This window comes from Methanosarcina mangrovi, from assembly GCF_052057765.1.
Classification (GTDB): domain Archaea; phylum Halobacteriota; class Methanosarcinia; order Methanosarcinales; family Methanosarcinaceae; genus Methanosarcina.
The window spans coordinates 2,882,355-2,896,750 of sequence record NZ_CP195120.1 but is presented as its reverse complement, the minus strand read 5'-3'; the positions used below and the strand labels follow the sequence as shown (position 1 = coordinate 2,896,750).

The 14,396-nt window shown below is 46.8% G+C and carries 10 protein-coding genes; 5 read left to right on the top strand and 5 right to left on the bottom strand.

Annotated elements, in window-relative coordinates; all coding sequences use genetic code 11:
• The first annotated feature begins 20 nt into the window (after positions 1-20).
• From nikB to ACSAZL_RS12900, 5 genes are all read left to right on the top strand, one after another.
• Positions 21-962 carry a nickel ABC transporter permease gene (nikB, locus tag ACSAZL_RS12920; protein ID WP_440945053.1) on the top strand — a complete coding sequence of 314 codons (942 nt, stop codon included), beginning with the start codon at positions 21-23 and terminating at the stop codon, positions 960-962.
• Positions 946-1,845, top strand: a complete 900-nt coding sequence (gene nikC, locus ACSAZL_RS12915; protein ID WP_440945052.1) for a nickel ABC transporter permease subunit NikC — start codon at positions 946-948, stop codon at positions 1,843-1,845. The genes nikB and nikC overlap by 17 nt, the downstream gene beginning before the upstream one ends.
• A complete protein-coding gene (locus ACSAZL_RS12910; RefSeq protein ID WP_440945051.1) occupies positions 1,842-2,873 on the top strand; it encodes an ABC transporter ATP-binding protein in 1,032 nt (343 codons plus the stop codon). Before nikC ends, ACSAZL_RS12910 begins: the two co-directional genes overlap by 4 nt.
• Positions 2,861-3,562, top strand: a complete 702-nt coding sequence (locus ACSAZL_RS12905; protein ID WP_440945050.1) for an ATP-binding cassette domain-containing protein — start codon at positions 2,861-2,863, stop codon at positions 3,560-3,562. Before ACSAZL_RS12910 ends, ACSAZL_RS12905 begins: the two co-directional genes overlap by 13 nt.
• Before the next feature lie 210 nt (positions 3,563-3,772).
• Entirely contained in the window at positions 3,773-4,924 is a 1,152-nt protein-coding gene (locus ACSAZL_RS12900; protein WP_440945049.1) for a methyltransferase, read from the top strand.
• Positions 4,925-5,191: 267 nt separating this feature from the next.
• Here ACSAZL_RS12900 and ACSAZL_RS12895 read toward each other — a convergent pair whose 3' ends face one another.
• The 5 genes from ACSAZL_RS12895 to ACSAZL_RS12875 all read right to left on the bottom strand — a co-directional run bounded on the left by ACSAZL_RS12895 (position 5,192) and on the right by ACSAZL_RS12875 (position 14,137).
• Positions 5,192-5,674: a metal-dependent transcriptional regulator gene (locus ACSAZL_RS12895; protein ID WP_440945048.1), complete on the bottom strand. Its 483-nt coding sequence runs from the start codon at positions 5,672-5,674 to the stop codon at positions 5,192-5,194.
• 1,755 nt (positions 5,675-7,429) lie between these two features.
• Positions 7,430-7,669: a hypothetical protein gene (locus ACSAZL_RS12890; protein WP_440945047.1), complete on the bottom strand. Its 240-nt coding sequence runs from the start codon at positions 7,667-7,669 to the stop codon at positions 7,430-7,432.
• Positions 7,670-7,699: 30 nt separating this feature from the next.
• A complete protein-coding gene (locus tag ACSAZL_RS12885) occupies positions 7,700-11,608 on the bottom strand; it encodes a sirohydrochlorin chelatase (protein ID WP_440945046.1) in 3,909 nt (1,302 codons plus the stop codon).
• Positions 11,609-12,958: 1,350 nt separating this feature from the next.
• Entirely contained in the window at positions 12,959-13,852 is an 894-nt protein-coding gene (locus tag ACSAZL_RS12880) for a class I SAM-dependent methyltransferase (RefSeq protein ID WP_440945045.1), read from the bottom strand.
• A gap of 96 nt (positions 13,853-13,948) precedes the next feature.
• A complete protein-coding gene (locus ACSAZL_RS12875; protein WP_440945044.1) occupies positions 13,949-14,137 on the bottom strand; it encodes a hypothetical protein in 189 nt (62 codons plus the stop codon).
• Between the last annotated feature and the right edge of the window lie 259 nt (positions 14,138-14,396).

Genomic DNA, 14,396 nt, shown 5'->3' with positions numbered 1-14,396 from the left:
GCAAAGCCCGGAAGATGCCCATGTGGAAGTACATAGCAAAACGCCTGGCAATGGTTTCCGTCGTAATCGCGGGAGTTACGCTTGTAGCTTTTTCTGCGATGTACCTTGCCCCCGGCGACCCTGCCGAGGTTATAGCCCTTGCCAGGTACGGAGATGACCTGAGCACCAGCCAGATTGAAACCCTGAGAGAGGCAGAAGGGCTTGATGCTCCCGTGTATATGCAATACCTCGTATGGATGGGCCACCTGCTCCGGCTGGACTTAGGAAAATCGCTTGTGACTTCCGAAGATGTCCTTGCCGAAATCCTTCAGAAACTGCCCGTAACTGTGGAACTTGCAATTGCCAGCCTGCTGATCTCCCTGCTTATAGCCCTGCCTGCGGGGATCCTAAGTGCACTCCGGAAAAACACCCTGCTTGACAGCAGCTGTATGTTTGTTTCTCTGCTAGGGGTTTCTATCCCTAATTTCTGGCTCGGGCTTCTTCTGATCTGGCTTTTTGCCCTGACCCTTCACCTCTTCCCAAGTTACGGGTATGGAAGCCCAAAACAGTTAGTACTTCCTGCTCTCACCCTTGGCAGCTCAATGGCTGCGGTTACTGCAAGGCTCACCCGTGCAAGCCTTCTGGAAGTACTGGGGCAGGAATATATCGTGGCTGCCCGGGCCAGGGGCTTTGACGAGCGCACCGTCCTTTTCCGGCACGCCCTGAAAAACGCTTTACTTCCGGTTATTACATTTGCAGGAATGCAGTTTGGCTACCTCCTGGGGGGAGCCGTGATTGTGGAAAGCATCTTTTCCTGGCCCGGTATCGGACAACTTCTTGTTGACTCGATTTTTGCAAGGGACTTTTCCATGGTCCAGGGTTGTGTCCTCTTTATTGCAGTGCTCTTTTCCCTCTCCAGCCTTGTAGTCGATATTCTGTATGCGGTGCTTGACCCGAGGATAAGATATGACCGACCTGATTGAAAGAACCGTGAGAACTGAAAAGGCATACCTGGCTGAAAAAAGGTTGAGTTTCGGGGAATTCAGGAAGAACAGGCTTGCAGTCTCAGGTATCCTGCTTATCGCCGTCCTCTGTATGCTGGCACTATTTGCCCCGAAACTCGCTCCGCACGACCCCCTTACCCAGAGGCTCGATAGCAGGCTTCTTTCTCCTACTTTGGAATATCCTTTCGGAACCGATGAATTGGGGCGCTGCATTTTTTCGAGGGTTATCTACGGCACGCGCGTTTCTCTGGGCATTGGACTTCTTGTAGTTGCGGTAACATCCGTTGCAGGCACATCTATAGGGCTGCTTTCCGGGTACACGGGTGGCGTTCTGGATGAAGCCATAATGAGAGGAGTAGATATTGTGATGGCTTTTCCCAACATTATCCTTGCCCTCGTGATTGCAGGTTTGCTGGATCCTGGCTTTTCAAGTGTGGTTCTTGCCCTTGTTTTTACCCAGTGGCCTGCTTACGCCAGGCTTGTACGCGGGCAGGTGCTGTCTCTCAGAAAAAGGGCTTTTGTGGAGGCTGCAAGGGCTCTGAGGCCTTCAAGCTTCTACATAATGCGAAAACATATCCTCCCGAACTGCATGGAATCCATAATCGTGCTGGGAACCCTTGAAATTGCGCATGTTATTATCTTTGCTTCGGCCCTGAGTTTTCTCGGACTCGGAATCCAGCCTCCTGTTCCGGAATGGGGTTCCATGCTCAAAGCCGGGATACCGTACCTCCAGACAGCTCCACATCTCACGTTTTTCCCGGGCCTGATGATCATCTTCACGGTCTTTGCATTCAATTTTGCAGGAGACGGTTTGAGGGACAGCCTTGGGCAGCCTGCAGATCAGGAGGTGCTGGCGAGGTGAGTTTTCCTCTTCTTTCTATAGAGGACCTGAATGTCACTTTCAAAACCTCAAAAGGCCCTGTAATGGTTAATGAGGGCATTTCCCTTGAGATAAGGGAAGGGGAAATTCTGGGGCTTATCGGGGAAACAGGCTGTGGAAAAACCACTCTTGGAAAGGCAATTTTGAGGTTGCTCTCAGGTAACGCAAAAATAGAAGGAAAAATTGTGTACAGGGGTACGGATCTCCTTTCTCTCCCCGAGAAAGAAATGAGGCTCTTCAGGGGGAAGGAAATCGGGATCATGTTCCAGAACCCTTCGGCCTGTCTCAACCCTGTCCTTTCTACGGGAAGGCAGATTGCAGAAATCTACCGCTACCATGAAAGCATGGGAAAAAAGGAAGCTGAAAAGAAAGCCGGAGAGATGCTTGAGCTTGTGGGAATAAGCTCTTTGAGAGGGGATGATTACCCTCACCAGTTCAGCGGCGGGATGCTGCAGAGGGTCATGGTTGCAATAGGGCTTGCCCTCAGGCCAGGGCTTCTGATAGCAGATGAACCTACAAAGGGGCTTGATACGGATACCAAGTTACAGATTGCGGAGCTGATTGCCGGGCTTGTCCGCAGGGAAAATGCTTCCATGATCCTGATCACCCACGACCTGGAACTTGCCGGCAGGCTTGCGGACAGAATTGCAGTCATGTATGCCGGGGAAATCGTTGAAACCGGAATGGCGGCCGAGGTAATTTCTAACCCTAAACATCCTTATACCTTTGACCTGCTGCATTCGCTTCCCGGAAAGGGTTTCAGAACCGTTTCGGGGCAAACTCCTGGTCCCCTTTCCCCTCCCTCGGGATGCAGGTACAATCCCCGTTGCGATTTACGACTTAAGGCATGTTCACAGGTCCATCCGGCACTTCTGGGATTTTGTGATGAGCACTTTACCCGCTGCTTTCTCTACGAAAAGGGCAGGAGAAAGGAAACTGTGGCCCAGCCTACCCTTAATGTACACCCCGCTCCCGGGTATGTGGAGGAGGAGGGGGCATGGAATTGTTGAAGGTGGAGGGCCTGAGAAAGTACTATTATTCGGGGCTGTTCAAAAAAGAGGTTCACAGGGCAGTCGACGGGGTCAGTTTTGAGATCGGAAGAGGGAAAACTCTCGGGCTTGTCGGAAAAAGCGGCTGCGGAAAATCTACGCTCGGGAAAACGGTTTTAAGGCTGCTTGAACCTACTTCGGGGCGAGTCCTTTTTGAAGGACAGGATATCTCGGGCTTTAAAGGCAGTGCCCTGAAAAGTCTGGGGACCAGAATGCAGATTATTTTCCAGAACCCGGAATCCTGCCTGAACCCGCGGATGAAGATCTACGATGCCGTTGCAGAACCCCTGAGGCTTCACAGGCTTTGCGAGAAGGACGAAGAAAGGGGAAGAGTGCAGGAGCTTATCGAGACTGTTTCCCTGAGTGAGGAACTGCTTTTTCGGTATCCGGGGGAATTGAGCGGAGGCCAGCTCCAGAGGGTTGCAATAGCCAGAGCCCTTGGCATGAAACCCGAGTTTATAGTTGCGGATGAACCCACTTCCATGCTCGATCCGCTTGTCCAGGCCCAGATCCTTTCTCTTCTAAAAAAACTGCAAACCGAGTACGAAATCAGTTTTCTCTTCATTTCCCACGATTTGCGGGTAGTTGAATGGATGAGTGATGAAGTTGCTATTATGGAGGCTGGAAAAATTGTCGGTTTCATGCAGTGATCAGGTACGAGAATTTTGTAACCCTGCACCTGAGTTCCCATTTTCATTCAATTCATTTTACCCGGCTTATTTTTACTTCATTATAAACAGTAAATTTTTTCCTGTCGGATCAGAAAGATGTGTATAAAGTTGGATCAAAAAGATGTGTATAAAATATGATAGAGAAATATAAGGAGAATAGGAAAAATATCCGGAAATAGGAGAAATGGTATGGAAAATAACGAAAATGAAACTGAAACATTTTTCGACTTACTGGAAAAGCCTGATGTAGACCCAGACCGATTTTTTAAGCTTGTCGATTCTTCTATTCAGGGTCTGAGGGAGTTCAGGCTGATTGCGGCAGCGATTGAACTTGGGGTATTCGAAGCCCTTAAAGTTCCTTTACCAGCAGGGGTCCTGGCTGAAAAGCTTGGCTGTGATCCGGTGCTTATGCCTCACTTCTGCGAGTCTCTGCACAGCCTCGGGCTTCTTGACAGGTTTGAGGAAGGGGCACATGAGGACGAAAAAGCGCAGATGCAGGAAAAAGGCGAATCCGAAGCCGGCTCTAAGGCCTCGAACCCCGATTCCGGTGAAAAAAAAGAGGGGGCAGTGTACCTGGTCTCGGAATTGAGCGCAACGTATCTTCTGGGGAGTTCCCCGTTTTCCCAGCAACATTATCTTGCCGAAAGGCTCAGGAATGCTGAACTCTGGGTCCGGCTTCCGGAGATTATGAAGAAGGGGCCTGAGATTGTCGAAAAGGGGCATTTCTTCGGAGAGGTCGTCCACTGTATGGCCGAAAACGCACAATGCGGTTTGCTTCAGGATACGGTCCGGGTCGTGCTGGAAAATGTAGATTTTACAAATGTCAAAAGGCTGCTTGACCTGGGAGGAGGGCACGGGCTGTATGCAATCGTGTTTTCAAAGTTAAATGAAGGCCTTCAGGCTTTTGTTTTCGACCTTCCCCCGGTTACTCAAAAGACTAAATATTTTATAGAGAAGTACGGAGCTTCAAACGTGGATATAATTCCCGGGGACTTTTTTACCGATGAAATCGGAATTGGGTATGATCTTATCTTTTCTTCTTTTAACCCCGGAGGAAAAGTGCCTTCCCTCATCCCGAAGATTTCCGAAGCCCTTAACCCTGGAGGTGTTTTTATAACACGGCAGGTCCCTGATGAAAAAATGAAATCCAATCCAGTTCTCAGCCTTGACTGGAACCTCTGGACCTTTGAAGATGTAAAAAAAGGAGGGTCAGGATACAGTTTCGAAAACAGTGTCCCCTTTTCCGAATACATAGAGATGCTGGGCAGTTACGGGCTGGAAGTCTTCCGGGCTCTTGACATGAAAGACGGGTCAAGGATCGTATTTGCCTGGAAAGTGTAAGTTATTTTTTTCAGAGAACAGGGTAAGGGAGCAGAAAGCCTGAATATAAAAGCAGAACAGAAGCCGGAATAAATAGGCAGAATAGAATAATAGATAAGCGGAATAGAATACAGGAATAGAAAAACTCTTTAAATCATACAGGTAAGAAGCACATATAATCCACAGGAATAATCCACAGGAATGGTCCAGAGAGAGAAATGGCAGTTCCTTCTAGTAGGAACTGTCTAACTATTTTTTAAAATGAGTTGAGTTCCAGACAGAAATCACTCAGTTTCCTTTACCATGAACTGGACATTTATCCCTATTTTCAAGGGAGCAGCTTATATATTCCCCTGTCTGGACAAAATATCTGAAATGCTCGATCCAGATTCTTGATTCATCTTCTTTATCCGTAAATTCTATGAATTTTTTTAATGCCTGCGCCGTTTTTGGGTTCAGGATATGTTCAATTTTGCACGCGTCTTCTTCTGCGGTCTTTTCATCAATCCCCAGATGCATGAGAAAATCTTTTAACATACTGTATTTTTCCCTCGTTTTTCTGGCGATTTCCATACCTTTTTCGGTAAGGGTTACTCCACCATATTTTTCATAATTTATGTAACCTTCTTTATCCAGTTTTTTGAACATACCGGTCACGGTCGAAGGGCCGAGTTCCAGCTCGTTTGCTACATCTTTAACTTTAGCGTACCCTTTTTCTTCTACTATTGATGAAATAATTTTCAGATAGTCTTCATCTCTTTCCGTTGTCATAAAACTCGAACCCTTTTTTGAGTACCGAATATATTTCGATTACTACATTCAGTTATGCGGGAAAGACATATAAGGATAGCTGTATGAAAGTGATGGTTATGTGAAAGGTGGCTATGTAATTGAAATGAAAAAGGTCGGAATATGACTGAAAAAAGTAAAATTGATACTGAATAATTGAGTACGAAATAAATTAATGAAAAACGAAAGAGAAGCCTGCTAATCAGCTCTCTCTTGAAACGTAAACCCATTAAAATTATATTAAAAATTCCTCAAAATGGTGATATTCTTAAAAGCCTTAGTCCCTGCTTTTAAGAAAGAAATTTATACGATAAGAAATTATATTCAAACACTCATTTATTAAATATTTTTCAATTCTCTCCGATTTCTTTTCTGAATTCGATGTAATCTCGCTCGACTTCTTCAAGTTCGTATTCCATTTTACATCACCATTTTGGATTATTAGGATTGCAGTTCTTTCTAAAGATTTTACAGTCGGGAATTAATACGGTTGAATGGGAATCAATAGCATAGGATTCAGTGGCAGAGAATTCCTGTGATCTGCGTATTAAACGGCTATTTCTGGACACAGTTTGCTTTTCACATACAAGCGTTGCGCCTTTCACGGAAAAGGAATACAGGACAGAAATCTTTGGGAGTTTTTCAAAGTTAGGAGGAGGTGTCCCTATCCTGCTCTTCCTTTCCGTTGGTCTGAGAGAGTTCAAAAGCCCGGAATTTGTAACCTGTTGTCTTAAAGTGTTATATACCTGCATTTTTTCTTAGTTGTGATCTCGTATGGTTGTCAACTGTGGTAGATTTGCCAGCACTCAGTTTAGAGATGTTCCTTGCTTTTGAACTCAGCTTTTTGTGTGTCGAGTTTTATCATATATACCCCGAGAGTTCAAACCTCCTGGTTAACTTCTTTTAATATAAGCTATGGCAGTGTCGTGAGTTTGCTGTAAATTCCATATCATATTTTTTAAGTCTGTCCTTTTATTTTTTAATGTGTGGAACTTTTTGGCCAAACAATTTACGGTACTTGAGACTTTACATCTAAACCGGACGTTGCCAAGGATGTGTCTTTTGTGACTTTTTCAGTTAACCTTCTTTTGAAGTTCATATTCCCGTATTTTTTATTTTGGAGTATCAGTTTTTAGATTTCGTGAGAGGCAATTTATGAGTTAAGTTGCTGTTTAATAGTTCATCAATTCTTATTTCCCCAATTCTCGTTTTCACCTCCTTTTTCCTGAAAATGTTATATCTATTCAGTTTTGAACTCCACCAGGGCTTTAAATGGTGTTTTTTTTGGTTAAGCCCGGGGAGATCTCCTAACCCTATTCCAATCCCATTCCGGATTTCCCCTTTTTTTCAGCCTTTCACTATGTTGCATAATCTATTTCGGCTTACTAATCTTTTCCACATACTTGTAATGTACCGGGAACTATTTATAATTTTCGGATACCCGAAAATCGTTCTAATATATGAAATATAATTTGAAGAAAGAAAATTATTGGTAACAACTAATCTTTTTACGCACACAAAATAAAAGTTGTTTTGGCATTTCGTTGCAAACAATAGGATATGCCCGCACCCCCCCTCAAAAGTCCGTTAAAGAAAGCAATAACCCTGAACAGTTTAGTTTAAGCAGAAGTTAACAACCAGAAAATGAAATTGATAAAACATATTATCATTAACGGTTGCCGGATAAGTTTTCCATCCCTGTAACAAGCTGGCGGGGTATTCAACTGAAATAATTTTTTACTTTCTGCCAGGTATATCTGAAAAGATTCTGTTGATTCGTGACGTAGCTTTTTTATAACCCGAATATGAACGGTAAAGCCCGTTGCCGTCAAAGGTACCGGTAAAAGCTACTTCCGGGTCTGGTTTTCCCATCCTCAGGTCTGTCGGAGAAAGGCTGGAAACCAAATGGGTTTCCAGTTCCCGCAGGCGGAGAGGTCTATGTCCGCCGTCAAAACGAAGTCCCTGGCAGTATCTCACCTTGTCGAGCCGATCTGCCGTTGCGATCTGTTACGGATTTGGCTCCGTGCCGTTGCCACCCGTGCAAGCATTATCAATGCCAAACAGGCATTCGAGCATAGGCACCTTATCCGTCGTACTGAATTCGTCGTCCATCTGGAGCATGGTCGGCATCCAACTGCTGAGCGTTACGCTATCCGGTTTGTAAGTACTCAGCGTATCCTTCGTTGCGGCATAGTAGAAGTGGACGTGTGCGGGTATGGTGGTCTCATCCATACCCTCGTCAAAGTGGGGCTTGAGCATTGCAATATAGTTCAGTACGCCCGCATCGTCATCCGCCTTGAATACATAGGTTGTCTCTCCGGCCAACATTCCCAGACTGTTGTTGCTCTCCACAAAGGTGTAAGGGTGAGACTCAATGACATTGCCTTCCTGGTCACAGAAATAGATGGTCTTGTAATCAGAACTAAATTTGATCTGGTAGATCTGCGTACCGTTATTTGCCGGAGTCAATGCCATGTTTGCAAACATGGCCTTTAGAGATGCGCCGTCAGTGACATTCACGCCAAACATTCCTGCCATCATTTGTGCCATCTCGGAGGAGGCTGCGGTGTTCCACACGTCGCTCAGGGCATCGTCGTTTACATAATTGACAAGCGATTCAAAGCTACCGCTACCGCTATTTGCCCAGGCGGAAAGATCCTCAAAGCCTTCCGGCTGGTCGGCACTCTCGTACATCCGCTCGGTCGTTCCGATCTCGGCTGTACCCTGCACACCGTCGATAAGGACGTCAAATGTGCAGTTCTTGATGGTGCAATTCTCGGCGCGTCCGGCAATCGTACCCGGAGTGACCGCTCCGTTTATTTGACCCTCGGTGCTGCAATTGTTGATGGAAAAGACTGTTTCCATTCCCATGTAGTAGAGTCCCGTGCCTACCAGCCCGCCTATGTGCGTGGCGTTGGCCGTGTTCATTACAAATGTGACCGAGCAATTTTCGATGACTGCCGGATTTTCCGTGTCCCCGGTGCCCGCGTACCCGCATAAGCCGCCGACTGCGTGAGCCGAATTAGGCGCGGTAATAGTCACGTCCGCCGTACATCCCGTGATATTCTCCATGTATTCCAGGCAGCCGCCTATGCCGCCAAGGCCAACGGGCTCGTTGCCTTCGGCGATTATCTCGCCCTGGGCAGAGCAATTCTCAATGCTGCCGGTAAAAGCGCCACCTATGATCAGACCGCCGCATTCGGCCACATCGCACTGGATGATAGGTCCGCTTGAAAAGTCGTTGTTGCCCAGCACGTTAATCGTTACATCTTCAACCGTGCAGTTCTTAACGTTTCCAAATCCGTGTCCACCGAGAACACCGCCGATGCAGTTGACGCCGGAGATCTCATTTTCACCTTTAAGCGCCAGATTTTCCACCGAGGCACAGTTAAGGCCAACGATGCCTGCCGTTGACATGTAGCCGGTAACCGAGGCATTTTCCACGGTCAGGTTTTTAATCATGGCATCGGAGGATGCCACACCGAACAGGCCGACACCGACAAGATCCTGGTGAGTTGCGGTCAGATTGGAAACAGTGTGACCGTTGCCGTCAAATGTACCGGAAAACGCAATATCGCTACGGCCGACGTTGTCAAAAATATTTTCGTCAAAGGTTCCGATGGGTTCCCAGTTTTCGTAGCCGGAGAGATCAATATCTGCTGTCAGGATAAAGTCCTTGTCCAGATAGTATCGCACCCGGTCAAGCTGCTCCGCCGTTGTGATCCGATAAGGAGATTCCTCAGTTCCGTTTCCACCCCCAAAGGCACTTTCATACAACCCTACCTGAGATACATTTTCCGACACTCTGTTGATGGTCATAGTGCTGGTACAATTTTCCACGGTGGAATCGTAGGCATAGCCCGCGATGCTTCCTACTTCGTTTCCACCGCCAGTGATGCTGCCCGAAGTGTTGCAGCTGTTGACGGCATAGCGTGCAGGCACCGGCCTAGCTTCTGCAGCCAACTCATGATAGAAGCTGCCGCCTATAAGACCACCCACACGGTCAGTGCTGTTCAACACTGCAATAGTGACATTCGCCGAGCACTCTGTTATCTGGGTTGGGGGTTGCTTACCATAGGTTCCAGCATAGCCAAGAAGCCCACCGATCATGGTATTATTTTTACCGCAAGCTGTAATGGAAACATCATCGGCATGGCAGTTTATGACTTCGATTCCTTCAAATACGCCGCCGATCAACCCTCCCAGCGCAAAATAATTTTCTCCTTTCGCTGTCACAGTGCCTGTTGCAGTGCAGTCGATAACTGAACAAGCGTTCAGAGCCCCGCCTAAAACACCCGCGGAACTGGCGGCGTCGCCCAGGAGTGCGATATCCGCTGCAGCGTTGCAGTCTCTCAGCTCCGCAGAACCTCCGCCTATATCGCTGCCTCCTAAAATGCCACCCGCATAAATGTTACCCTGAACTCTGTTATCGCCAGTAAGATTTATATTCTCCAGGATACTGTCCGCATACTGAAAACCAACTACTCCGCCGACACAAAAGTTCCCGGTCACATCCGCATTTTCCAGAGTTAGATCGTATATGTGAATGGGATCTTCCTGTTCCCCGGCAACACACCCAAATAAACCAATCGCCATGCCCTCCGGCTGATTGATAGTCAGGTTGGAAATGGTATATCCGCTGCCGTTAAAAGTGCCGGTAAAGGCCAGTTCCGGATCCGGGGTCTCTTCATCTTCCGGGTCGTCGGACAAAGGCTGGAAAGTACCTATGGGCTCCCAGTTTTCATAGCCAGAGAGGTCGAGGTCCGCCGTTAAAACGAAGTCTTTATCCAGGTAATTACGCACCTGGTCAAGCTGTTCTGCCGTTGCTATCTGATAAGGAGATTCTTCAGTTCCATTTCCACCCGCAAAAACTCCCATGGCATCATAAGCACGGGCAACAATCAACAGAGAAATTTTATCATGGGGTAGTAAAGAACGCTGTCCTTCCTCTGGATATATGTAAGTTAATCCGTCCAGCACTTCAGGAATCTTGGTACTTGTGAATGTGCCTTCGGAAAGCATCACCGGCATAACAATAATGGAAACTCCGGGATTTTCCGCCTGCTGTGCTTCTACCACATCCCTGACATTCGGTTCACCTAACGCCACAAAGCCATAATCGACATCCAAAAATTGATAGTCATCTTTAAGCTGCTGCCCTAGAGATGCCAGGTTATTTTTCCAGACCGCCAGGTCTTCCGCGTCCGAGGTCCCGTGAGCGACCAGTATCACTATTTCCTGATCTGCCTGCTGGCTAACCGTTGCAATACGGTCATCTAAAATTTCCGCTACCAATGGATGGTCATCCAGGGCCGATGTTATTTCAATCTCGGCATTGTACGAAACTACTTCCAGCCCTTCCTCAATTGCGTCCTCTTCCGTAATGGAACTGGAGATTCCCAGTATGTATTTGATTTCTTCAATATGACCCGAAGCCGAAGCTACAAATATCGGCACGGTGATAATGTGTTCAACACCCTGCTCTTCCAGACTGGCAACTGCCGTCCCGATATCTTCCCCTTCAACAAACTCCAGGAAACCCAATTCTACCGGATACGGACAATCAATACCTTCTACGGCATCCCGCACCGGCTGGTTCCATTCATCTTCAGATGAACCATGCGCTACTACCAGTATCCCGGTTGTTGGGGTCGACACTCCTGTTTCTTCCTTTCCTACCTGAGGTACATTCTCTGACGCACCGTTGATAGTCATGGTGCTGGTGCAGTTTTCTATGATAGAATTGTGGGCATGGCCTGCGATGGTGCCTATGGCTTCAGAGCCGCCGGTAATGCTGCCCGAAGTGTTGCAGTTCACGAGCCTATACATAGTCGGCGTGGGGTAATACTCCTTGTATTGTTCCAGGTAAAACCCGCTTCCCACCAGTCCGCCTGCCCGGCTCGTGCTGTCTGACACGATAATGGTGACATCAGCCGAGCAGCCCATCACCCGGGTGAGATTCTCCGCGTCCGAGGCTCCCGTATGCCCTAATAACCCCCCTACCATGGCATTGTTTTTACCACAGGCTGTAATGGAAACATCATCAACATGGCAGTTGGTGACCGCCGCTCCCTCAATTACGCAGCCGGCAAGTCCGCCCACTCCATAACGATTGTCTCCTTTCGCCGTCACCGTACCTCCTGTCGCCGTGCAGTTGAGCAACGAACCGTCCTCCAGGCCGCCGCTCAAAACACCCGCGTGGTTCGCGCCATCGCCCCGGAGCACGATGTCCGCCGCAGCGTTGCAGTCTTTCATATCACTCAGGCTGCCGCCTGTAATTCCACCTACGTTGGTGTTGCCCTTAACCGTATTTTGATCGCCGGTCAAACTTAGGCCTTCCAGGTTTCCGTTCAAATACTGAACGCCGAGCACGCCCCCCACGAAAGCGTATCCGGTCACGTCTGCATTTTTCACTGTCAGGTTGGATATGGAGCTTGGATTTTTCTCATCGCCGACGGCGCACCCGAATAAACCAACCGCCATACCCTCCGGCAGATTGATGGTCAGGTTGGAAATGGTATATCCGTTGCCGTTAAAAGTACCGGTAAAGGCTAGTTCCGGATCCGGGGTCTCTTCATCTTCAGGGTCGTCGGACAAAGGCTTAAAAGTACCGATTGGTTTCCAGTTTTCGTAGCCGGAGAGATCAATATCTGCGGTCAGGATAAAGTGCTTATCCGGATAGCATCGTACCCGGTCAAGCTGCTCTGCTGTTGCAATCTGGTACGGGTCGGACTCCGTTCCGCAGCCTCCTGCGAACAAAGGCACTGCCGTTTCTTCTTTATCCGCATGGGATGCGTTTTCCGACGTACAGTTGATGGTCGCATTGCTGGTGCAGTTTTCCGCAGCAGGATCGAAGGCATATACAGTGGCTGGAAGTAACGAAAGAACAACTGTCATCGTTAATAGCATGGCGAGAATTCTTCTCAATTGCCACTGATTACTTAAGGTAATGTGTGGTTTTTCCATAATAAACCCCTCTTCATGTCATTCTTTGGAAATCATTTGTCAAAGTGTGTAAATAGCTGATATTCTGGTCGATAGCATACGCTAATCTGTTCAAATCCGCGTTTCTTTGATGATATCCGATCAATCGAACGGCATCATAATCGTACTCTGTACTTTATTCCTCTGGATTTCTGAAAATTCGTCCCTTATTATCACCTCTTCTCTATAATACTAATGATGTTTCTGGCGCGATGCGCCACCATACTAGAGTTATGCATTGCAGCAACGATGATATTGCAGCATACGCAAGGAATTCCGGTCTTAAGTGAATTGCAAATGGACTATCCTGTTATTGAAATGATTCTTAAAAGCGGGAATTACAGCCAGCCAGCCCAGCCAGCCCCACCTGTCTTTGTGATAATCGAAGTAATTCCACTCGTCGACCACTTTAATTTGCTTATTGTAGGTTTCCAATTCCTGGCTATCTTTTATCCCCCATCGAAACTTAGCATCCATCCTGCCGATGGCATCATGTTGCTTGCTCATCTTTACGATGTCCGGGCTCATAACTTCCAGAAGCATTTCTGCTCCGGGGAATCCGGAAATCAGTTTATTCAGCAGGGCTTTGACTTCCTGCACGGTAAAATACATCAGTAGCCCTTCGGCAATGATCAAAACCGGTTCGTCTGTTACACTAATTTCGTCCATCCAGGAATCATCAAAGACCGATTTGGCAATCATCCTGTAGCGGTCAGTTTCGACAAAAAAATTCTGCCTGATACGGATTACTTCCGGTAAATCCAAATCGTACCAGTGTATCTTGCCATTATCTACCTGCACAAAGCGTGTATCCAGTCCACAGCCTATGTTAACCACTACAGCATCGGGGTACTTTTGAATGAAACTCCGCACCGCTTGATCCAGAAGTCTGGTTCTCACCACAACCCCAATCTGGGATTTCCATGCATTGGTAAATTTCGTGAAATCATAATCTATTCCGTTCATTATCTCCGCTGCTTTGGTATCTTTAATTATCGGGCAGGTTTGTTCTGCTTCAACGGCCCGCGCCCATAACGGGATAAGCAAGGTCTCAGGTATACCCTGTAAATTCGGTTTTATACCCTGTAAATTCGGTTTTATACCCTGTAAATTCGGTTTTATACCCTGTAAATACGGTTTTATACCCTGTAAATACGGCTTATCAGCCCTACTCATAGAATCCCCCATCTTTCAATTATGGGTCATCGTGGTCGGATAAGTTTGAAATGTTCCTCTCTTCTTCGCCGGTTAATTATCAAGATTGACGCGTTTTCATCTCAAACCTTGATTTTTCTGATTATCGCCCACGTTGGACTCGAATTCACCCTTCTGTTTTCCGGCAAACCTCGCTTCTCCAATCTTCTTAAAGCCTCCTTCAATTGTTATTAATATGAGTTTTATTCCGTTTTTTGCACCTGAAAGGATTTTCCAGTTTTTCGGAATTTCCTCATATTTTTCCAAATTTATTTTTGGGATACGAATATTTTCCTCAAACTTGAAATGTTGTAGTAACTATTTATAATTTTCGTATATACGAAAATTATGCGAAGATATGAAATATTGTTTGCTATAAAAAACTGATTTGAAAAATAGTATCTTATTTGTGTATGCGAAAAAAACTATTTTCTCTTTCCGGGATCTCAATAAACTCCTGAGAATTATCCATAAATAATGTCCGGGCAGAGATACAAGAGTTCTTCAAGAAGGAAAATCGTATCCT